Consider the following 19,151-nt stretch of genomic DNA (forward strand, 5'->3'; position numbering starts at 1 on the left):
GCTCGCCGGATGCGTGTCGAACGGCCGGTGAAACCGGGTCTGCGGATGGAGAGCGCCGACGGGCGACGACTGGTCCTGGTGCAGGGCGACGCCCCCGTGCTCTTCGCCCGGCAGCGCGTCACGCGCCGAGGGCTGCACTACGCACGGACCGGCCGGTACGTCTCCCCGCTCGCGCCGCTGCGGGCCGAACAGGCACGCGTCTTCGCCGAGTTCGCCGAACCGGGCTCGCAGGAGTGGGCCGAGCGCTGGGCCGCGTACGCCGAGGCCGCCTTGCGCGGGGCCACCAACAGCCCTCTCCATGAGGGGGATTGGCATCTCGCTCCGGATGTCCGCCGCTGGTTCGTGGACGGCAACTGGCCCAAGCTCCTCTCCCATGACCCCGACCGGGGTCATCTCACCTGGTTCGGCTACGGCGATCCGGAGGAGGACGCCCGCGATCTGCTGCCGCTGCGGGCGCTGTCGCACCCGGAGGCGCCCCGTGTGAAGGCGTACCGGCGCCAGTTTCGCGAGGGTGTCCTGCCGCCGGTCCTGCTCTGGTGGATCAGCGGCCTCAACTCCCCTGTGGTGCTGGACGGTCACGACCGGCTGACCGCCGCGCTCGCCGAGGGCGGCCGCCCTCGCGTCCTGATCCTGTCCCGGGCGGTGGACGAGCGCTGGATCGCCCTCTGCTCCGAGCGTCCGGTCCTGGAGTACGAGAAGAGGATGGCCGCCCTCGAAGGCCCCCTCGCGGCGGTTCACGCAGCCGCCGCGGGCGGCCGGCTGGCGGATGACCTCAGGAGCATCACCCTCGCCCCCGACCTGACCAGGGCCTGGCCGCTGCCCGGCGGCGTGGCGGCCTGGGAGGCGGCCGCCGCCGGGCACGTACCGGGCTGGGCCCCGGACGCCGACGGCTAGAGGCCGGGCGGGTGGTGGACGAACCACTTCCGCTCGTCCTCCAGTTGGGCCGCGAGCGAGATCAGGAGCGGTTCGCTGTCCGCCGGACCGAGGAGCTGCGCGCCGACCGGGAGCCCGTCGGGTGTGAAGCCGGCGGGGACGTTCACGCCGGGCCAGCCGAGGACGTTCCAGGGCCAGGCGTAGGGGCAGGCGGAGGCGATGGTCAGGTCCGTGCGCCAGGCGGGCATCGCGTCGAAGGTGCCGATCCGGGGCGGTGGCGCGGCCGTCGTCGGGGCAAGGAGGACGTCGTACGTGTCGAAGAGCGCGCCGATCCTGCGACGCTGGTACGCCTCCCTGGCGCGCGCGGCGCGCAGGGCGCGGCCGCCGAGGCGGTGGCCGGTGCGGGTGGCGCTGCGGGTGCGCGGGTCGAGCAGCGCGGGCTGGGGGTGCCGGTCGGCGTACTCGGCGATCCCTGCGGTCGCGCGGGGCAGGAAGCTCAGCCCGATGAGGCCGTAGCGCGGGCGAGCCTCCTCCACCGTGTGACCGAGTGAGGCAAGGGTCTCGGCGAGGTCGGTGACGGCCCCCCGTATGCCGGGGTCGAGCGGGTTGTACGTGGCGGTGAAGGGCGGCCGCAGGGCGAGCGCGATCCGCAGCCGCCCGGGCTCCCGGCGCGTGGCGGCCGAGGCGTCCACGGCGGTCGGCCGGTACCGGTCGCCGGGGTGCGGCCCGGCGACCGCGTCGAGGAGCAGCGCGGCGTCCCGGACGGTCCGGGCGAGGGGGCCGTTGACGGTCAGGCCCTGGAAGCAGTCGTCGTACGGATGGACGGAGACGCGGCCGCGCTGGGGCTTGATGCCGACGAGATGCGTCCAGGCGGCCGGGATCCGGATGGACCCCGCCCCGTCGGAGCCGAGCGCGGCGGGCACGAGCCCGGCGGCGACGGCCGCGGCGGAGCCGCCGGAGGAACCGCCGGGTGTGCGGCCGGTGTTCCAGGGGTTGCGGGTGGCGCCGAAGGCGTGGCCCTCGGTGAACGGCCACTGCCCCAGCTCGCAGGAGTTGGTCTTGCCGACGATCACGGCCCCGGCGGCCTTCAGTCTCCGTACGGCCTCGCCGTCCTCGGCCGCGTCGGGGATGTCCCCGGCGCAGCCGAAGCGGGTGGGCAGGCCGGCCACGTCGGTGTCGTCCTTCACGGCCAGAGGCACGCCGAGGAGCGGCAGCCGCTCCCCCGCCGCGAGCCGGCGGTCGGCCTCTGCCGCCTCGGCGAGGGCGGCCTCGGGCCGGGTGCAGCGGAAGGCGTTGAGGGTGGGCTGCGTGGCCTCGATCCGGTCGAGCGCGGATCGGACGAGGGCGGTCGAGGTGACCGCTCCCTCGGCCAACTGCCGTGCCCGTTCGGCCAGTCCGGTGTACTCGGCCGTGGTCACGGCAGCCCCCTCGTCGCAGCGATGCCGGAACCCTACTGGAGCGTAACCTCGTTGTCAGCCGCCTTCCGCCGCCCTGCCATGAGGGCCGTGTAGAGGACCAGGGCGGCGGCGAGGCCGACGGCCCAGCCGTAGTCGGCGAGCGGACGGAGGAACGGGATGAGCCCGTCCTCGGGGAAGGGGCCCTTGCCGGGGGCCGAGTGCGAGCCGCCGACCGCCAGGACGCCGCCGACGGCGAAGGCGAGGACGGCGGCCGGGTTCCAGCCGCCCCGGTACCAGTAGGGGCCGTCCGACCGGTAGAGACCGGCGAGGTCGAGGACGGTCCGGCGGACGATCCAGTAGTCGGCGATGAGGATGCCGGCCACCGTACCGAGGAGTCCGCCGACCAGGCCGAGCCAGGTGAAGATGTACAGCTCGGGGGTCTCGGTCAGCTTCCACGGCATGATCAGGACGCCCACGACACCCGTGATCAGCGCACCGGTACGGAAGTTGACGATCTTCGGCGCGAGGTTGGCGAGGTCGTACGCGGGTGAGACCACGTTCGCCGCGATGTTGACCGAGATCGTGGCGACGAGCACGGTCACGAGGGCGAAGAGCAGCCCGAAGACGTTGTCGGTCTTCGCGGCCAGGGCGACCGGGTCCCAGACGGGCGCCCCGTACACCGCCTGCGAGCCGGAGGTGACGAAGACGGAGAGCAGCGCGAAGAGCGTCATCGTGGTCGGCAGGCCGAGGGTCTGGCCCCAGATCTGGGCCCGCTGGCCGGCGCCGAAGCGGGTGAAGTCCGGGATGTTCAGGGACAGCGTCGACCAGAAGGCGATCATCCCCATGAGGGAGGGGAAGAACACCGGCCAGAAGTCCGCTCCCCAGCCCAGCCGCGAGGGCTGGTCGAGCAGCGGGCCGAACCCGCCCGCCTTGACGGCGATCCAGGCCAGCAGGACCAGCGCGCCGACGATGACGAAGGGAGCGGCCCAGTTCTCGAAGCGGCGCAGGGCCTCCATCCCCCGGTAGATGATGGCCAGTTCGAGGATCCAGAAGAGCAGGAAGCAGAGCCAGAGCGTCCACGGCTGGCCGCCGACCCGGGCGGCCTCGGACCAGCCGCCGAAGACCTTGTCGAGCAGGATGAAGATGCCCTGCCCGCCGATCCAGGTCTGGATGCCGAACCAGGCGCAGGCGACCCCGGCGCGGATCAGCGCGGGCAGATTGGCCCCGCGCAGCCCGAACGAGGCGCGGGCGAGGACCGGGAAGGGGATGCCGTACTTGGGTCCCGCGTGCCCGGTGAGGAGCATCGGAAGCAGCACGATGACGTTCGCCAGGGCGATGGTGAACACCGCCTGCTTCCAGTCCATGCCGAGGGCGACGAGACCGGAGGCGAGCAGCCAGGAGGGGATGTTGTGGGCCATGCCGACCCACAGCGCCGCGAAGTTGTACGTGGTCCAGCGGCGCCGTTCGACGGGGACGGGCAGCAGGTCGTCATTGACGAAGCGGGGGTCGGCCGGGACCGCGCCCGGCGCGAGCTCGACACGGTGGGCGGATATCCGGGGTCTGTCCGAGGGGGCGGTGGCGGTCATCCTTGCGGAACCCTTCGTTCGGGGACGGAACGAGGCCGTGCGGGGCGTGGGGGGTTCGACGGGGAGCCGGTCGGGCGTCGATGGCGGATGATCTCGGAGCCGTACGCGTCGATGGTAGGGCTTCCCGGGCGTGTCGGCGCCGAACGCGCACGGTCTGCGCGCGACGACCCCGCACACCTCCTCCGGGCCGCACTCGGCGTGCGGCGCTCCTCGAACCGTCAGGCGCTCGTGAGGACGACGAGCCGCTGGGTCGCCCGGGTCATCGCGACATAGCGGTCGACCGCTCCTTCGACGCCCTCGCCGAACGTCTCCGGGTCGATGAGGACGACCAGGTCGAATTCGAGCCCCTTCGACAGTTCCGGGGTCAGCGACCGGACACGGGAGGTCTCCCGGAACGTGCCCTCGCCGGTGTCACCGGTGCCGATGACGCAGGCGATCCCCTCGGCATGCGTGGCGAGCCAGGTGTCGAGGACCGAGTCCAGTTCCGTGACGGATCCGTGGACGACGGGGACGCCGTTGCTGCGGATGGAGGTCGGCACGTTGGCGTCCGGGAGCACGGCCCGGATGACCGGCTCGGCTTCCGTCATGACCTCTTCCGGCGTGCGGTAGTTGACGCTCAGGGAGGCCATGGTGATCCGGTTCAGCCCGACCCGTTCGAGCCGCTCCTCCCACGACTCCGTGAACCCGTGCCTGGCCTGGGCGCGGTCCCCGACGATGGTGAGGCTCCGGGACGGGCAGCGGAGCAGCAGCATCTGCCATTCCGCGTCGGTCAGTTCCTGGGCCTCGTCCACGACGATGTGCGCGAACGGGCCCGCGAGCAGGTCCCGGTCGGTGGTGGGCAGTGCGGAGTCGTCGATCAGGCTGTCCTGGAGGTCCTTTCCGCGCAGCATCGTGACCGCGCCCTCACCGTCGTCGTCGGCGGCGAGCACGTTGTCGATGACGCCGGCCATGCGCTCGCGTTCGGCGGCGACAGCGGCGTCGCGCCGGCGCTTGCGCAGGGACGCCTCCGGGTCTCCGAGCCGCTGCCGCGCCGCGTCGAGGAGCGGCAGGTCGGACACCGTCCAGGCGTGGGGGGCCTCCTTGCGCTGGAGCTTGCGCACGTCCTCGCGGTCGAGCCAGGGCGCGCACATCCGCAGGTAGGCGGGGACCGACCACAGGTCGCCGACGAGGTCGGTCGCTTCGAGCAGCGGCCACGCCCCGTTGAGGGTCCTGACCAGCTCCCTGTCCCGCATGAGCGACGCGCGGAACTGCTCGGGCGAGACGTCGCCGTCGAACTTGTCCATGAGGATCGTGACCAGTTCCTCCCAGATCTGTTCGCGCGCCTCGTTGTGCGCGGTGCCTCGTCCCGCCGCCTCGAACGCCTCGGCCCAGTCGTCGGCGCTCAGCCGGATGTCGGCCCAGTCGGTCGTGACCGTCATCCCCTCGGCGGGCGGCTCCTCGTAGAACCTGACGGCCTTCTCGATCGCCTTCACCATGTCCGCGGACGACTTCAGGCGGGCCACGTCCGGGTCGGTCTCGACCCCCGCCGTGGCGCCCTCGTCGACGAGGTCCCGCAGGGTGCAGGTCTGCACGCCCTCCTCGCCGAGGCTGGGCAGGACGTCTTCCACGTACGCCAGGTAGGGCCGGTGCGGACCGACGAACAGCACGCCGCCCCGACGGTGACCGAGACGGGGGTCGGAGTAGAGGAGGTGGGCGGTGCGGTGCAGGGCGACGACGGTCTTGCCGGTGCCAGGACCGCCGTCGACGACGAGCGCACCACGGGATTCCGCCCGGATGATGGCGTCCTGGTCGGCCTGGATGGTGGCGAGCACGTCCCGCATCCGGGACGACCGGTTGCCGCCCAGGCCGGCGATGAACGCGGACTGGTCGTCGAGCGCGGCATGCCCCTCGAGCGCGTCGGCGGTGAACACCTCGTCCCAGTAGTCGCTGATCCGGCCGCGGGTCCAGCGGTACCTGCGGCGGCTCGTCAGACCCATCGGGTCGGCGTGGGTCGCCGCGAAGAACGGCTCGGCGGCGGGCGAGCGCCAGTCGATCAGCAGCCGTCGACCGGCGCTGTCGGTGAGGCCGAGCCGTCCGATGTACACGGGCTCGGGGCTGTCCACGCCGACGACGTGTCCGAGGCACAGGTCCAGGCCGAAGCGACGCAAGGTGCGCAGCCGACCGCTGAGCCGGTGGATCTCCATGTCCCGCTCCATCGCCTCACGGCCGACCCCGCCGGGCGCCTTGCGCACGGCGTCGAGGCGGTCGGACAGTTCGGCGATCGCCTGCTCGAGGCTCTCCGCGATGGCGGCGAAGTGCTGCTCGTCGTCGGCGATCAGCCGCGGGTCGGCCTTGGGGGCGAGGCGGTCGGGAAGGTCGAACGCGCTGGTGGTCAGGTGGTGCATCACACGCACTTGGTGAATCTCCCGTTTCCGCAGGTTGTGGCTTCGGCCTGCGAATTCTGCGGCACGACCCGGGCCTTGCCGCAAGCCCCCCGGTGCGCTATACGTTAAGAGTGGCGGGGAGTGGGTGCGCTCGTGTGCCCAAGCGCCAGGTGTGACGAGGCGGCCTCCAGGGCGATGCCGGGACGATCTGCACGCCGTAGGCGTCGACGGACGGTCACCTCTCTCAACGAGCTTCGCTCCTCATGGAGTTGCGCGATGGCTGTCCCATGACCAGGGTCCATGCGGAGATTCGGCCCCGGCCGACGGTTGTCGGCCGGGGCCCGGCTCGGTCAGCCGGTCTCACGCCACCAGGCGGGGGACACGCTGAGGCTCCACAGTTCGCCCCTCTCTCCCTGGGCGTCGGCATCCACCCGGACGATGAGCCGCGCACCGGACCCGGGGACCCGGTAGCGGCGGAAGTCCGTGGCCGTCGCGTCGCCATCCGGTTCGACCGAGCGACCCAGTTCGTTGATCGCCGCGATCAGGTCCTCGGCGCGCGCCGAAGAGGCGAAGGCGCCGTACGAGTTGCGAAGGGCGGCCACCACGGCCGACTCCGGGTCCCACCTCAACCGGTGCACCTGCACGCTGATTCCGAAGCAGGGCCAGGAACCCCGCTCCTCCTGGAACGACAGCTCCACGAGCCCGTAGTCCCGGCGCCGGAGCCCCGCGTCCGCGTCGTCGACGTAGTCGTCGCCCAGCCGGTCCGCCCACTCGGCGGGCTGCGCGCCGAGCGGCCTTCCTTCATGGCCTTGGCGCTGGACTCGAACACCTCCTTGACCCCCTTCGTCACCCTGATCATGTCCGCGCGCACCTTCGGGTCGGCCTTGATCGCCACGACGACGGCGTCGACCTGCTTCTGCGTGGCCGTGCCGCGCGACAGGTCGACGGCGTCGCTCCACTCGCCGGGGCCTTCGCCCGAGCCGATGGTCCGGAACGGGTGACGGTCCGTCGCCGTGACGGTGTCGGTGCGGTCACCCGCGTCGCCGTCGGTGTCCACGGTCAGGGTGACCAGGCGCTTCTCCCCCGAGCCGGTGATCAGGCCGGTCACGGGCTGGGGCCCGGTGAGACCGGTCTCGGGGTCCGTGGCCAGGACCTCGTCGCCTTCGCTGTTGAGGCCATGTCGCCTGAAGCGGTGAGGAAGCCGTCGGTCCGCAGCCGAGCCCGGGCGTGGATGTCACCCGGGCCTGGCTGCGGCCGGCCGTCACCGCCAGGTCACACGGTCTGCGGCCCCATGATCCGGACAAGGAGGTCGTCGAGGCTGACCAGCCCGGTGAGTGCTCCCTGTTCGTCCCGTACGAGGGCGAGGGAGGCACGGCGCTGGCGGAGCTGTTCGACGGCGTGGGAGACCGTGTCGGTCGCGGCCAGTTCAGGGACGGGTCGGGCGAGGTCGCGGGCGGTGAGGGTGCGGCCGCGGGTGCGGGCGACCAGGGCGTCGCGGGCGTGGACGGAGCCGAGGATGTGGTCCCCGTCGCGGACGAGGAGGCGGGCGCGGTCGGTCTGGGAGGCCCGGTCGAGGACCGCGTCGAGGTCGGCTCCGGCCGGGACGGTGACGATGTCGTCCGCCGGGGTCTGGAGTTCGGCGACCGGGGTCTGTGGTTCGGTCAGGGAGCGGGTGATGAGCTGGGAGTCGGTCTTGTTGATCAGGCCGAGGCGCTCGGACTCCTCGACGAGGTGGGTAAGTTGCTCGCGGTTGTGGACGGCGGTCAGTTCGTCGCGGGGCTGGACGCGGCACAACCGTACGAGCGCGTTGCTGACCTTGTTCAGGACCCAGAGCAGGGGACGTACGGCCTTGACGACGGCGCGGAAGGGCGGGGTGAGCAGCATCGCGGAGCGCTCGGGGTGGGCGATGGCCCAGGACTTGGGGGCCATCTCGCCGACGACCATGTGGAGGAAGACCACGATGATCATGGCGACGGCGAAGGCGATGCCGTAGCTGAGGGCCGTGGGCAGACCGAGCTCGACCAGCAGGGGGTCGAGCTCGTGGGAGATCGCCGGCTTGGAGATCGAGCCGAGCCCCAGGGTGCAGATGGTGATACCGAGCTGGGCGCCGGCGAGCATCAGCGACAGCTCGCGCATACCGGCGAGGGCGGCCTTCGCGCCGCGCTGTCCGTCCGCGACGGCCTTCTCGATGCGGTGGCGCTTGGCGGCGACGAGCGCGAACTCGGCGGCGACGAAGAAGCCGCTGCCGATCAGGAGCAGGACGGTGACGAAGAGGGCCATGGGGAAGCTCATGCCTGCGCCTCCTCGGCGGATTCGGCGGCTGCGACGCGTTCGAGGCGGACGCGTTCGGGGACGTGCCGGTCGAGGCTGAGGACCTCGATGCGGACATCGTCGACGGTGAGGCGGTCGCCGATGGTCGGGAAGCGGCCAAGGCGGTCGATGATCAGGCCGGCCACGGTGTCGTAGTCCTCCTCCTCGGGCAGGGCGATGCCGGTGGCGTCCTCGACCTCGTCCAGGCGGCGGCCCGCGTCCACCCGCCAGCCCTCCCCGTCCTGGACGGCGAGGGCGACGACGGTGTCGCTCTCGTCGGCGATGTCGCCGACGAGTTCTTCGGCGATGTCCTCGTAGGTGACGATGCCGGCGACGCCGCCGTGCTCGTCCAGGACGACGGCGAACTCGTCGTCCGCCTCCCGCATCTGTGCCACCGCCTGCGGCAGCGGCAGCGTGTCGGGCAGCAGCAGTGGCGAGCGGCCGGCTTCCCCCGCCGTCATGTTCTCGAAGCGGTCTGCCGACAGGCGCACGAGTTCCCGTACACCGAGGACACCGGCGACGTCGTCCGGATGGTCGCCGAGCACCGGGTAGTTGGAGTGGCCGTACTTCGCGATCAGCTCGACGGCCTCGGCGAGCGGGGCGTCCTTGCGTACGAACACGGCGTCCACGCGCGGAACCATGACCTCGTCCAGGGTCCGCTCGGAGAACTCCAGGGCGTGGTCGAGGAGTTCGGCCGTGTCGGCGGGCAGCTGGCCCTGTTCGTGGGACTCCCCGATCAAGTGGCTGAGCTCTTCGAGCGTCGCGCCGTGGTGCAGTTCCTCGACCGGCTCGATGCCGACCTTGCGCAGCAGCTTGTTGGCGGCGCCGTCGAAGACGTGGACGACCGGTCCGACGATCTTCAGATAGACGAGAGTGGAGGAGGCCAGCGACTTGGCGAGCCGCTCGGGCACCGCCAGCGCCAGGTTCTTCGGGGCGAGTTCGCCGAGCACCATCTGCAGCACGGTCGCCACCACGAAGGCGAGCGTGACGGAGATCGCGGAGACGGCGCCCTCGGACAGCCCCGTCCCCTCCAATGCGGGCTTCAGGAGCGCCGAGACCGACGGCTCGGCGAGGAAGCCGACGACCAGACCGGTGACGGTGATGCCGAGCTGTGCGCCGGAGAGCATGAAGGAGAGCCGTTCGAGGACCTTCAGCGCGCGGGCGGCCCGCTTGTCGCCGGCCGCTGCCTCACCGGCGAGCGCGATGCGGTCGGCGGCGACGTAGGCGAACTCCTGCGCGACGAAATAGCCGGTGCCGGCGGTCAGCACGAGGACGGCCAGCAGGCCGAGAGCGGCGTTCATCGGCTGCCGCACCCCATCACGTACGTCGCGTAGGGGTGCGTCGGTCTGGCGGACAAGGTGGTGCTCCTTCGTGGGGCGGTGATCAGAACTGACTATCTGCGGGTACGGCGATCTACGGGTACGCGACGGGCCGCGCGGGTCACACGGCGGCGGGGCCGACCAGCTCCTCCAGGACGTCCTCCATCGTCACGTAGCCGAGAACGGTCCCGGCCTGGCCGGTGACGGCGGCGAGGTGGCTGCCGGCGGCGCGCAGGGCGGTGAGGGTGTCGTCCAGCGGGGTGTCGATCCGTACGCGCGTCACGGCGTGGAACGCGGTGCGCGGGAACGGCTTGTCGCGGTCGGTGACACCGAGGGTGTCCTTGATGTGCAGGTAGCCCAGGACGGCCCCGGCCGGGCCGGTGACCGGGAATCGGGAGTAGCCCGCGCGTGCCGCGGCCCGCTCCAGCTCGGCAGGGGTGATCCGGTGGTCGACCGTGACCATCCGCGCCGCCGGAACGAGGATCTCGCCGACCGGCCGGGTCCCCAGCTCCAGCGCGTCACGCAGCCGCTCGCCGTCGGCGGGCGACAGCAGTCCGGCCTCACTGGTGTCCTGGACCATGCGGGCGAGTTCGTCGTCGGTGAAGACCGAGGAGACCTCGTCCTTCGGTTCGACGCGCAGCAGGCGCAGCAGGGCGTTGGCGAAGGCGTTGATGCCGAAGACGACGGGCTTCAGCGCGTGGGTGAGGGCGACCAGCGGCGGGCCGAGGAGCAGCGCGGTCTTCACCGGGGCGGCGAGCGCGATGTTCTTGGGGACCATCTCGCCGATGAGCATGTGCGCGTACGTGGCCAGGGTGAGCGCGATGACGAAGGCGATCGGGTGCACGAGGGCGTCCGGTACGTGGGTGGCCTCGAAGGCCGGTTCCAGGAGGTGGGCGATGGCCGGTTCGGCGACCGCGCCGAGCACCAGTGACGAGGCGGTGATGCCGAGCTGGGCGGTGGCCAGCAGGGCGGAGATGTGCTCCAGGCCCCACAGGACCATGCGGGCCCGCCGGTCGCCCTCGCGGGCCGGCGGCTCGATCTGGCTGCGGCGCACGGAGATCAGGGAGAACTCGCCGCCGACGAAGAGCGCGTTCGTCAGGAGGGTGAGGAAGCCGATGGTGAGCTGGAGCACGGTCATCAGGCCACCTCGGCGTGCTGGTGCTCCGAACGGCGGGCGGGCTCGGTGAGGTGGACCCGGTCGGCCCGGCGGTGCTCGATGTCGAGGACGTCGAGTCGCCAGCCGTCCAGCAGGATCGCGTCGCCTTGGGCGGGGATCCGGCCGAGGCGGGTGGCGATCAGGCCGGCCACCGTCTCGTACGGGCCGTCGGGCGCCCTCAGCCCTATGCGGGCCAGCTCGTCGATCCGTACGCCTCCGTCGGCCTCCCAGGTGGCGCGGCCGTCCTCGGTGGGCGGCGCGGGGAGCAGGTCGGGGACCTCGACGGGGTCGTGCTCGTCGCGGACCTCGCCGACGACCTCCTCGACGATGTCCTCCACCGTCGCCACACCCGCCATACCGCCGTACTCGTCGATGACGACCGCCATGGTCCGGTGCTCCCGCATCCGCTCCAGGAGCCGGTCGGCGGGCAGCGTCTCGGGCACGAGGAGCGGCTCGGTCACCAGCTCGGTGATCGGGGTGGCCGCCCGGGCGGCCGGTTCCAGGGCCAGGACGTCACGGATGTGGACGGTGCCGATCACGTCGTCCAGGGAGACCCGGTAGACCGGGAAGCGGGACAGCCCGGTGGCGTACGTGAGGTTCGCGGCGTCGGCGGCCGTGGCCTGGGCCTCCAGGGCGCGGACATCGACGCGCGGCGTCATCACGTTCTCGGCCGTGAGCTCGCCCAGGTGGAGGGTACGGACGAACAACTCGACGGAGTCCGCCTCGATGGCGCCCTCGGCGGCGCTGTGCCGGGCCAGGGACGCCAGCTCGGCGGGGGTGCGGACGGTGGCGAGTTCCTCGGCCGGTTCCAGGCCGAAGCGGCGTACGAACCGGTTCGCGGTGTTGTTGAGGTGCCGGATGAACGGCCCGAAGGCGGCGGTGAAGCCCCGCTGGGGTCCGGCCACGACCTTGGCGACGGCCAGCGGGCGCGAGATCGCCCAGTTCTTCGGGACCAGCTCGCCCACGACCATCAGCACGACGGTGGAGATCGCCACACCGAGAACGGTGGCGACCGAGGACGCCGCGCCGCCGAGGCCGATCGCTTCCAGCGGGCCGCGCAGCAGCGCCGCCAGGGAAGGCTCGGCGAGCATGCCGATCACCAGCGAGGTGACGGTGATACCGAGCTGGGCGCCGGAGAGCTGGACGGTCAGCCGCCGGACGGCGCGCAGCGCACCCTCGGCGCCTCGCTCCTTCGCCTCGACGGCCCGCTCCAGCTCACCGCGCTCGACGGTGGTGAGGGAGAACTCGGCCGCGACGAACACCGCACACGCCAGCGTGAGGGCCAGGGCCAGAAGCAGCAGAAGCACTTCGGTCACCGTGCCACCCCCGCTCCCTGGCTCGACTCGGCCGGGCAGGCGGTGGCACGGCCGGTACTGGGAGGCTCACCCATTGCGGGTCGCTCACTCCTTCTCTTCCTCGGGCGGAATCGGTGGTCAGAGACCACACGGGCTTCTACACCACTGTAAAGGAAAGGCAAACGGGCATCGAGAGCCGAGGGCGCGTCGCCTGGCCGGGGCACGCGGGCGCGGGCAGACCCGGGGGCATGCGTCCAGGGCCTGGCCAGTGCCATGGGCGCCCCTGTGGAGGCGCCGGACTATCGCTTCACGCCCCTCTCGGGCCGGCCCCAGTCCCTGGATCCGACGCCGGCGACGACCGCACCCGCGCCCAGCCCCAAGGCGATACCGAGCCCGATGTCTTCGAGCCAGACCACGCCGAACAGGACGCCGCCCAGCAGGCCGAGCGGGATCGCCAACGCCGCCACCGCGCCGCGGGATCGGCGGGCAGGGCCGCCCTTGTCCGTCACGCCTGCATCCTGCGGCTCGTCCGTCACTTCGCCACCTTCCTCGCGGCGGAACCCGCCCGTCGCAGCCCTTCCCCGCACACGCTTCTTTCGGACTTTCTTTCCAAAGCCCCTTGGGGCGCCCTTCGGTTGAGGTGCCCGCCCTCCTATTCTTCTACAGTGATGTAGAGAGCGCGGGGCCGGGCTCACGCACGTGTCGGCGGCCTGATCCAGGCCCCTCGCTACCCAATCAACGGCAACACCGCGCCGGCGCGCCGGCGACGACCTCGGAAACACACGTACGCAAGAAGGAGTGAACGCCACGATGGTGTTCAAACGGCTGCTCGGATCCCTCGGTGTCGGCGGCCCCTCGGTGGACACGGTCCTCGACCCCGGCGCGGTGACGCCGGGCGGCAGTCTGACCGGCCAGGTCCACCTGAAGGGCGGCAACGCCGACTTCACGATCGAGCACATCACCCTCGAACTGGTGGCCCGCGTCGAGGCCGAGCACGAGGACGGGGAGTCCGAGGGGATGGTCGTCTTCGACCGTTTCACCGTCGGCGGCAACTTCCGCCTCGCCGAAGGCGAGCAGCGCAGCATCCCGTTCAGTGTCGACCTGCCCTGGGAGACCCCGATCACCGAACTGTACGGCCAGGGCCTCGGCATCGCCCTCGGCGTACGGACCGAAATCGGCGTCGCCGGCGCGAAGGACAAGGGCGACCTCGACCCACTCGCGGTGCGGCCCCTGCCGGTCCAGGAGGCGGTCCTCGAAGCCCTCGGCCAGCTCGGCTTCGGTTTCAAGTCGGCGGACCTCGAACTCGGGCACATCCGGGGGACGGGGCAGCAGTTGCCCTTCTACCAGGAGATCGAGGTCGCACCCTCACCTCAGTACGCGCACCAGGTCAACGAGATCGAGGTGACCTTCCTCGCAGGACCGGCCGGGATGGAGGTCGTCCTGGAGGCCGACAAGCGCGGCGGCTTCTTCACCGAGGGCCACGACACCGTCAGCCGCTACACGGTCAGCCACCATGGCGTCGGCCAGGTCGACTGGAACGCCGAGGTCGGCTCGTGGATGCGGCAGCTCGTGGAGCACCGCGCCGCGTACGGCTCGCACTCCTCGTACGGCTCCCACGATGCCTACGGGCACGGTGACGGGCACGGGCATGGGCATGGGCATGGTCACCGCTCCGGCCCTGGCATGGGCACCGCGGTCGCTGCCGGTGCGGCTGGACTCGCCGTCGGTGTCGTCGGCGGCATGGTCGCCGCCGAAGCCGTCGACGAGATCGGCGACTTCTTCGAGGGCGACGAGGAGGAAGGCGACGAAGGCTGAGATCAGCCTGCCGGGTGCTCCCCCGGACGCCTCCTGGGCCCGCGACCGCATCCGGTCGCGGGCCTTCTCCACGACCGGCGGCCGGCCGGAGCCCGACTCCGTACGGCCACCTGGACCAACCCGTAGGCGTACCCGAGTGTGTCCACCGGCATTGCCTCTACGGGACTGTAGATTCCGCGCTCGGGGGGCACAGGGACGCCACCTCTCTCCCAGGAGCCCGCCATGCGAGCCCGTCTCCTCACCCTCACTCTGATCGCCGCCACCCTGCTGACCGCATCAGCATGCGGGCCCGGCCTCGCGACGTCGGCTGACGGCCCGTCCGGCCGGCAGGCCGCGGGCGGGGCGCGGCCCGGAGCTGTTCCGGACATCCTGCGGTTCACCGGCACCGGACTCGACGGGCGCCCGTTCGAGGGTTCGCAGCTCGCGGGCAAGCCCACCGTTCTGTGGTTCTGGGAGCCGTCGTGCGCCAAGTGCCGCGCCCAGAGCTCCGAGACCGCGATGACAACCGACCTGTACGAGGGGGAGCTCAACGTCGTCGGCATCGCAGGGGCGGGAGGCACCGCCCACCTGAACGAGTTCGTCGCCTCCACGGGCACGCGGCACCTGCGCCACCTGGCGGATCCCGACCGGCGCATCTGGCAGCGGTTCGGGATCACCCGGCCGGGTTCGTACGCCCTGCTCGACGCGACGGGCGAGGTCGCCGTTCGCGGGGATCTCGACGGGCGACTCGCCAAGGAAGCCGCCTCCCGCGTGACGTGGCCCCACACGAGTTGACTGGAACCACATCGACTACCTCCCGGTACCTGATAGCTTCTACATCAATGTAGAAGATGCGGGTGGTCCGGACCGTCCCCATCCGGCCCGGACCACCTCCGACACATGACGGAGTTGCGAAATGGCCCTGTGGGACCGCATCAAGGAGTCCGCATCGACGATGCAGACCCAGCTCATGGCGAAGAAGAACGACCTGAAGAGCGGCGCCTTCCGTGACGCCAGCATGGCGATGTGCGCGCTCGTCGCCGCCGCCGACGGCAGCATCGACCCGTCCGAGCGCCAGAAGGTCGCCCAGCTGATCATGAACAACGAGGTGCTGCAGAACTTCCCGGCGGAGGACCTCCAGCGCCGCTTCGACGACAACTGCAACAAGCTCACCGCCGACTTCGACTTCGGCAAGGTCAGCGTCCTCCAGGAGGTCGCGAAGGCGAAGAAGAAGCCCGCCGAGGCCCGCGCCGTCATCCAGATCGGCATCATCATCGGCGGCGCCGACGGCGACTTCGACAAGGACGAGCAGGCGGTCGTACGGGAAGCGTGCTTCGCCCTCGACCTCCCGCCGCACGAGTTCGACCTGTAGTCCTCCTCGTCCAGGGCCGGGGCCCGTCCCGTCGTCGCGGGCCCCGGCCCTCTCCGCGTCAGGCCCGGTCGGTCAGCTCCTCCGCGAACACCTGCGACAACGGCTGCGGCCCCACGTACTGCTGGCAGTTGCACTGCCCGGCCTCATACCGCAGCGGCTTCTTGTTCTCGTCCCACGCCGTCGGGACCTCGACACGCTCATGGCACCGGCCCTGCTTGTCGTGCTTCGCGAGATGGTGCGTGCACCCGCACACCGGCTCCGGCGTCTTGTGCGCGGCCTCAAGGGCGAGACGTTCCTGCTTCGCCGCCTCCAGACGTTCCATCTTGCGCTCGTGCCGATGACGCAACGCGGTACGGACGTTGTCGGCCGCCCACGCGAAGCCGCCTGTCCAGAACAGGATGAGAATCCACCAGAACCAGTCCATCATTCCCCCTATGCCCCCCGGTACTTGGAAACCAGGATAGATAAGACCGGACGGCGGGTGTCAGAGCGGGGTCGACGCCTTCAGGATCAAGAACAGCGTGACCGCCGAGTTCGCCGATGAGAGCGCGGAGACCGTCGTGCCGGCCGCGGCCCCCCACGCGGCCAGACCCGCGGTGGTGAACAAGGACGGCCAGAGTCGTGCGGCGGGAGCAGGGCCCAACAGGGCTGCCACGCGGCGGGGTACGGGTCCGGCCGAGGCGGCGAATCCCGCGAGCGTCACGGAGGGCGCGCCCTGGGAGATCAGCGCCGCCTTGCCGACGGCTCGGGCCACGGTGCGGCGGCTGCCGATCCGGGTGGCGGCTTCCTCGTCCGCCCAGCGCTCGGTGGTGTAGGTGACCGCCGTACGCAAGGGCCGCAGGAACGGGTTGGCCCGCGCGGCGAGCTGCACGGTCAGCAGGAACCGGTGGTGCCGGGCGTCCAGGTGGGCACGCTCGTGGGCGAACAGCGCGCGGCGTTCCGGTCCGGTCAGCGTGGCGAGCATCGAGGTCGTGACCACGACGCGGTCCTTCCGGCCCGGGAGGGCGTACGCGTAGGGCGTCTCGTCGGGCAGCACCACGACCGATGTGGCGGGCAGGCCCGCCAGCGCCCGGCCGGCCCGGCGTCGTACGCGATGGTGCCGCCACGCCGCCCTGGCACAGGAGGCGAGAACGGCGATCAGGGTGGGGATGGCGACCTTGCCCGCGACCTCGTCGTACGGGACGGCCGCACGGACTTCAGGGTCGGACCAGCCGTCCGGCAGCGGGTTGCCGGGCAGTTGCGCGGTGCCGACGACCATCAGCAGGGCCAGGCACAGCGTGCTGCACACGGCGAGCACGCCGGAGACACCGGTCAGCAGCCAGGTGGCCATCCGCGGATGCAGGTGGTGTGCGGCGAGACGTGCGACCGGCCATGCCGTCAACGGCAGGACCAGCGGCAGGAAGACGAAGACCCCCATGCCGTCAGTCTTCCCCCTCCTCGGGCTCCTGAGCCAACAGGTCGCGCAGCAGGCGCTCGTCGCGGGGCGAGAGCGTCGTCACAAAGCTGGCCAGCACCGCCTCCCGGTCCGCCTCGGCGTCCAGGACCTTCCGCATCCGCAGCGCCGCGAGTCCGGCCTCGTCGGCGACCGCCGTCCACTCGAACGACCGGCCCGCCCTCTCCCTGCTCACCGCGCCCTTGGCGTGAAGGCGCGTCAGGATCGTGATGACGGTCGTATAGGCGAGATCGCCGCCGAGACGCTCCTGCACCCATCCCGCGGTACGGGCACCGGGGGCCTGACGCAGCGCGGCCAGCACCTGCGCTTCGAGTTCGCCCTGGCCCCGCCGTCGTGGAGGCACGTCACGCCCCTCCCGCTTGTGTTCCGTCATACCGCCGCCCTCCCGCCGACTCGTCCCGCCTCTGTGGGGCGGTTCATCGTACTGAGACGACACGGTTCGGCCCGCTTCCGTTTCTGTGGTGTTGGTGGCGATGTCCTACGGCGAGGGAATACGGACCACGTCACGCGCTCCGCACTTCCCGCCGCTTCTACATCACTGTAGATTTGCTGGCTCCAGCACGCTACGGGCCGAAAGGAAGACGACATGGGTGTGAGCCTCGCCAAGGGCGGCAACGTCTCGCTGAGCAAGGAGGCGCCGGGCCTGACCGCCGTTCTGGTGGGCCTGGGCTGGGACGTGCGCACGACCACCGGGAACGACTACGACCTGGATGCGAGCGCCCTCCTCCTCGATGACACCGGGAAGGTCGCCTCCGACCGGCACTTCGTCTTCTACAACAACCTCACCAGCCCCGACGGCTCCGTGGAACACACCGGAGACAACCTCACAGGCGAGGGCGACGGCGACGACGAGGCCATCAAGGTCAACCTGGCCACCGTGCCCGCCGACATTTCGCGCATCGTCTTCCCGGTCTCCATCCACGACGCGGCGAACCGCGGCCAGAGCTTCGGCCAGGTCCGCAACGCCTTCATCCGCGTGGTCAACCAGGCCGGCGGCGCCGAACTCGCCCGCTACGACCTCTCCGAGGACGCCGCGACCGAGACCGCCATGGTCTTCGGCGAGCTCTACCGGCACGGCACCGAGTGGAAGTTCCGTGCGGTGGGCCAGGGTTACGCCTCCGGCCTCGCCGGCATCGCGGCCGACTTCGGCGTCAACGTCTGACCCGGGTCCAGCCCCTACCCAGCCAGGAAGCGGAGAGCAGTGTTCGGAATCAGCGAGATCGCGATCATCCTGATCGTCGTCATAGTCCTCCTCGGTGCCAGGAAGCTCCCCGAGCTGGCCCGGAACGCAGGCAAGGCGGCCCGCATCCTCAAGAGCGAGGCCAAGGCGATGAAGACCGAGGGCGACGCAGCCGAGCAACAGCCGACCTACCAGATCAAGCAGTCCCCACCCGCTGCGCCCACACCCACGAGCGACACCCGCGACCAAGGCTCAGGTTCCACCCGCACCTGATCCGAGTCGGGGCCTTCGATGGTCCCCACAGGCGCGGTCGTGCAGGATGTGATCGCTGGTGGTGGGGGCAGCGGGTCCGCCGTCGCTGATCACCGTGTGGCCGCTCCGTCCTTCCGTCGCCGTGCGACCACCCATGACGCGAGGAAGAACACCGGCAGGGTGATCCCCACCAGCGTCGCGGCACCCGTGAACGCACTCGCCAGGAACCGGCCGCCCAGGCGCGCCACACCCTGGTAGTAGAGGACCACCACGGCCATCAGCAGCACGTATCCGCCGACCGCGGTGCCGACCACCTGGCGGATCAGCAAGGGCCACCCCCGTCTCGTGGCGCCCACGACGAACCGCCGGGGCACCCGTGCGGCTCCGGCAGGCCGCCTGCGCAGGATGCGCAGGCCGATGGCGAGGTACCCCATGACCAGCAGGTAGCCGATCAGCATGAGCGCGATATTCAGTGAGACGGGGAGCACGGAACCCCTCCGACCCGCTGATGAACCCTCACGACGCGTCCCGGAGCAGGAAGTGCCAGCCGCGTACGAAGGTGTGCCAGCCGAACCACAGCCACAGCGCGAAGAGCGCCCATCGCCCCACCGGGTAGCGCATGACGGCGCCGGTGGCATCGCTGAGGGTGGGAAAGCCGTCACCGGCTCGGATCAGACCGATCCCCTCCCAGGCGAAGATGGCACCGAACAGAACCGCCCAGACGAGATACCCGATCACCGGGTGCGCTGCCATTGCGACCTCCCACAGTCGTGTGCGCTCGTGCGCTGCCCCCGCCGTGCG

The 19,151-nt window shown here is 71.2% G+C and carries 21 protein-coding genes; 6 read left to right on the forward strand and 15 right to left on the reverse strand.

Translation table 11 applies throughout. From position 1 onward, the window contains the following. The first annotated feature begins 9 nt into the window (after nucleotides 1-9). Nucleotides 10-894 (forward strand): hypothetical protein, encoded by an 885-nt coding sequence (locus FDM97_RS23095; protein ID WP_137992411.1) that lies wholly within the window; start codon nucleotides 10-12, stop codon nucleotides 892-894. Here the strand turns inward: FDM97_RS23095 and FDM97_RS23100 are convergent. The 10 genes from FDM97_RS23100 to FDM97_RS23140 all read right to left on the reverse strand — a co-directional run bounded on the left by FDM97_RS23100 (nucleotide 891) and on the right by FDM97_RS23140 (nucleotide 12,835). Next, the gene (locus tag FDM97_RS23100) at nucleotides 891-2,291 is read right to left on the reverse strand and encodes an amidase (protein WP_137992412.1); all 1,401 of its coding nucleotides are present in this window, start codon (nucleotides 2,289-2,291) and stop codon (nucleotides 891-893) included. The two genes, FDM97_RS23095 and FDM97_RS23100, sit on opposite strands and share 4 nt — an antisense overlap. Before the next feature lie 32 nt (nucleotides 2,292-2,323). Then, the gene (locus tag FDM97_RS23105; protein WP_137992413.1) at nucleotides 2,324-3,856 is read right to left on the reverse strand and encodes an NCS1 family nucleobase:cation symporter-1; all 1,533 of its coding nucleotides are present in this window, start codon (nucleotides 3,854-3,856) and stop codon (nucleotides 2,324-2,326) included. 218 nt (nucleotides 3,857-4,074) lie between these two features. Next, on the reverse strand, nucleotides 4,075-6,240 hold the full coding sequence (helR, locus tag FDM97_RS23110) for an RNA polymerase recycling motor ATPase HelR (RefSeq protein WP_137994978.1): 2,166 nt from the start codon (nucleotides 6,238-6,240) through the stop codon (nucleotides 4,075-4,077). A 329-nt stretch (nucleotides 6,241-6,569) separates the two neighbouring features. Then, entirely contained in the window at nucleotides 6,570-6,848 is a 279-nt protein-coding gene (locus FDM97_RS35970; protein ID WP_175439209.1) for a hypothetical protein, read from the reverse strand. Next, on the reverse strand, nucleotides 6,845-7,327 hold the full coding sequence (locus FDM97_RS35975; RefSeq protein ID WP_175439210.1) for a hypothetical protein: 483 nt from the start codon (nucleotides 7,325-7,327) through the stop codon (nucleotides 6,845-6,847). The genes FDM97_RS35970 and FDM97_RS35975 overlap by 4 nt, the downstream gene beginning before the upstream one ends. Nucleotides 7,328-7,491: 164 nt before the next feature. Continuing rightward, nucleotides 7,492-8,511: a hemolysin family protein gene (locus tag FDM97_RS23120; protein WP_137992414.1), complete on the reverse strand. Its 1,020-nt coding sequence runs from the start codon at nucleotides 8,509-8,511 to the stop codon at nucleotides 7,492-7,494. Continuing rightward, entirely contained in the window at nucleotides 8,508-9,830 is a 1,323-nt protein-coding gene (locus FDM97_RS23125) for a hemolysin family protein (RefSeq protein ID WP_137992415.1), read from the reverse strand. Before FDM97_RS23125 ends, FDM97_RS23120 begins: the two co-directional genes overlap by 4 nt. Nucleotides 9,831-9,969: 139 nt before the next feature. Continuing rightward, a complete protein-coding gene (locus tag FDM97_RS23130; RefSeq protein ID WP_137992416.1) occupies nucleotides 9,970-10,986 on the reverse strand; it encodes a hemolysin family protein in 1,017 nt (338 codons plus the stop codon). After that, nucleotides 10,986-12,320 carry a hemolysin family protein gene (locus tag FDM97_RS23135; RefSeq protein ID WP_137992417.1) on the reverse strand — a complete coding sequence of 445 codons (1,335 nt, stop codon included), beginning with the start codon at nucleotides 12,318-12,320 and terminating at the stop codon, nucleotides 10,986-10,988. The genes FDM97_RS23130 and FDM97_RS23135 overlap by 1 nt, the downstream gene beginning before the upstream one ends. 278 nt (nucleotides 12,321-12,598) lie before the next feature. Continuing rightward, nucleotides 12,599-12,835, reverse strand: coding sequence for a hypothetical protein (locus FDM97_RS23140; RefSeq protein WP_137992418.1), 237 nt, complete (start codon nucleotides 12,833-12,835; stop codon nucleotides 12,599-12,601). Nucleotides 12,836-13,109: 274 nt separating this feature from the next. On the opposite strand from FDM97_RS23140, the gene FDM97_RS23145 reads away from it, so the two are divergent. The 3 genes from FDM97_RS23145 (at nucleotide 13,110) to FDM97_RS23155 (ending at nucleotide 15,465) form a co-directional block, all read left to right on the forward strand. Then, complete coding sequence (locus FDM97_RS23145) at nucleotides 13,110-14,114, forward strand: sporulation protein (protein WP_137992419.1); 1,005 nt, start codon at nucleotides 13,110-13,112, stop codon at nucleotides 14,112-14,114. Between the two features lie 222 nt (nucleotides 14,115-14,336). Beyond that, nucleotides 14,337-14,888, forward strand: coding sequence for a redoxin domain-containing protein (locus FDM97_RS23150; RefSeq protein WP_137992420.1), 552 nt, complete (start codon nucleotides 14,337-14,339; stop codon nucleotides 14,886-14,888). A 121-nt stretch (nucleotides 14,889-15,009) separates the two neighbouring features. After that, nucleotides 15,010-15,465 (forward strand): tellurite resistance TerB family protein, encoded by a 456-nt coding sequence (locus FDM97_RS23155; RefSeq protein ID WP_137992421.1) that lies wholly within the window; start codon nucleotides 15,010-15,012, stop codon nucleotides 15,463-15,465. A gap of 58 nt (nucleotides 15,466-15,523) precedes the next feature. Here FDM97_RS23155 and FDM97_RS23160 read toward each other — a convergent pair whose 3' ends face one another. From FDM97_RS23160 to FDM97_RS23170, 3 genes are read right to left on the reverse strand one after another with little or no spacing between them, the layout of a single operon-like run. Further along, the gene (locus FDM97_RS23160) at nucleotides 15,524-15,889 is read right to left on the reverse strand and encodes a hypothetical protein (protein WP_137994979.1); all 366 of its coding nucleotides are present in this window, start codon (nucleotides 15,887-15,889) and stop codon (nucleotides 15,524-15,526) included. Between the two features lie 60 nt (nucleotides 15,890-15,949). After that, complete coding sequence (locus tag FDM97_RS23165; RefSeq protein ID WP_137992422.1) at nucleotides 15,950-16,882, reverse strand: M56 family metallopeptidase; 933 nt, start codon at nucleotides 16,880-16,882, stop codon at nucleotides 15,950-15,952. 4 nt (nucleotides 16,883-16,886) lie between these two features. Next, nucleotides 16,887-17,291 carry a BlaI/MecI/CopY family transcriptional regulator gene (locus FDM97_RS23170; RefSeq protein WP_137992423.1) on the reverse strand — a complete coding sequence of 135 codons (405 nt, stop codon included), beginning with the start codon at nucleotides 17,289-17,291 and terminating at the stop codon, nucleotides 16,887-16,889. Nucleotides 17,292-17,504: 213 nt separating this feature from the next. On the opposite strand from FDM97_RS23170, the gene FDM97_RS23175 reads away from it, so the two are divergent. Further along, nucleotides 17,505-18,080, forward strand: a complete 576-nt coding sequence (locus FDM97_RS23175) for a TerD family protein (protein ID WP_137992424.1) — start codon at nucleotides 17,505-17,507, stop codon at nucleotides 18,078-18,080. A 39-nt stretch (nucleotides 18,081-18,119) separates the two neighbouring features. Then, nucleotides 18,120-18,371 carry a twin-arginine translocase TatA/TatE family subunit gene (locus FDM97_RS23180; RefSeq protein ID WP_137992425.1) on the forward strand — a complete coding sequence of 84 codons (252 nt, stop codon included), beginning with the start codon at nucleotides 18,120-18,122 and terminating at the stop codon, nucleotides 18,369-18,371. An 89-nt stretch (nucleotides 18,372-18,460) separates the two neighbouring features. Here FDM97_RS23180 and FDM97_RS23185 read toward each other — a convergent pair whose 3' ends face one another. Next, nucleotides 18,461-18,808, reverse strand: a complete 348-nt coding sequence (locus FDM97_RS23185; protein ID WP_137992426.1) for a DUF6256 family protein — start codon at nucleotides 18,806-18,808, stop codon at nucleotides 18,461-18,463. A gap of 58 nt (nucleotides 18,809-18,866) precedes the next feature. Beyond that, on the reverse strand, nucleotides 18,867-19,103 hold the full coding sequence (locus tag FDM97_RS23190) for a DUF6186 family protein (protein WP_137992427.1): 237 nt from the start codon (nucleotides 19,101-19,103) through the stop codon (nucleotides 18,867-18,869). Nucleotides 19,104-19,151 lie beyond the last annotated feature (48 nt).

Source organism: Streptomyces vilmorinianum, assembly GCF_005517195.1.
In the GTDB taxonomy this organism is placed as follows: Bacteria; Actinomycetota; Actinomycetes; order Streptomycetales; family Streptomycetaceae; genus Streptomyces; species Streptomyces vilmorinianum.

Bases quoted from the DNA above. Each gene is read 5' to 3' on its own strand.
- FDM97_RS23165 (WP_137992422.1), bottom strand. From the start codon at position 16,882: ATGGGGGTCTTCGTCTTCCTGCCGCTGGTCCTGCCGTTGACGGCATGG.
- FDM97_RS23160 (WP_137994979.1), bottom strand. From the start codon at position 15,889: ATGGACTGGTTCTGGTGGATTCTCATCCTGTTCTGGACAGGCGGCTTC.
- FDM97_RS23170 (WP_137992423.1), bottom strand. From the start codon at position 17,291: ATGACGGAACACAAGCGGGAGGGGCGTGACGTGCCTCCACGACGGCGG.
- FDM97_RS23120 (WP_137992414.1), bottom strand. From the start codon at position 8,511: ATGAGCTTCCCCATGGCCCTCTTCGTCACCGTCCTGCTCCTGATCGGC.
- helR (WP_137994978.1), bottom strand. From the start codon at position 6,240: ATGCACCACCTGACCACCAGCGCGTTCGACCTTCCCGACCGCCTCGCC.
- FDM97_RS23125 (WP_137992415.1), bottom strand. From the start codon at position 9,830: ATGAACGCCGCTCTCGGCCTGCTGGCCGTCCTCGTGCTGACCGCCGGC.
- FDM97_RS23190 (WP_137992427.1), bottom strand. From the start codon at position 19,103: ATGGCAGCGCACCCGGTGATCGGGTATCTCGTCTGGGCGGTTCTGTTC.
- FDM97_RS23105 (WP_137992413.1), bottom strand. From the start codon at position 3,856: ATGACCGCCACCGCCCCCTCGGACAGACCCCGGATATCCGCCCACCGT.
- FDM97_RS23130 (WP_137992416.1), bottom strand. From the start codon at position 10,986: ATGACCGTGCTCCAGCTCACCATCGGCTTCCTCACCCTCCTGACGAAC.
- FDM97_RS23155 (WP_137992421.1), top strand. From the start codon at position 15,010: ATGGCCCTGTGGGACCGCATCAAGGAGTCCGCATCGACGATGCAGACC.
- FDM97_RS23145 (WP_137992419.1), top strand. From the start codon at position 13,110: ATGGTGTTCAAACGGCTGCTCGGATCCCTCGGTGTCGGCGGCCCCTCG.
- FDM97_RS23185 (WP_137992426.1), bottom strand. From the start codon at position 18,808: ATGCTGATCGGCTACCTGCTGGTCATGGGGTACCTCGCCATCGGCCTG.
- FDM97_RS23175 (WP_137992424.1), top strand. From the start codon at position 17,505: ATGGGTGTGAGCCTCGCCAAGGGCGGCAACGTCTCGCTGAGCAAGGAG.
- FDM97_RS23150 (WP_137992420.1), top strand. From the start codon at position 14,337: ATGCGAGCCCGTCTCCTCACCCTCACTCTGATCGCCGCCACCCTGCTG.
- FDM97_RS23095 (WP_137992411.1), top strand. From the start codon at position 10: ATGCGTGTCGAACGGCCGGTGAAACCGGGTCTGCGGATGGAGAGCGCC.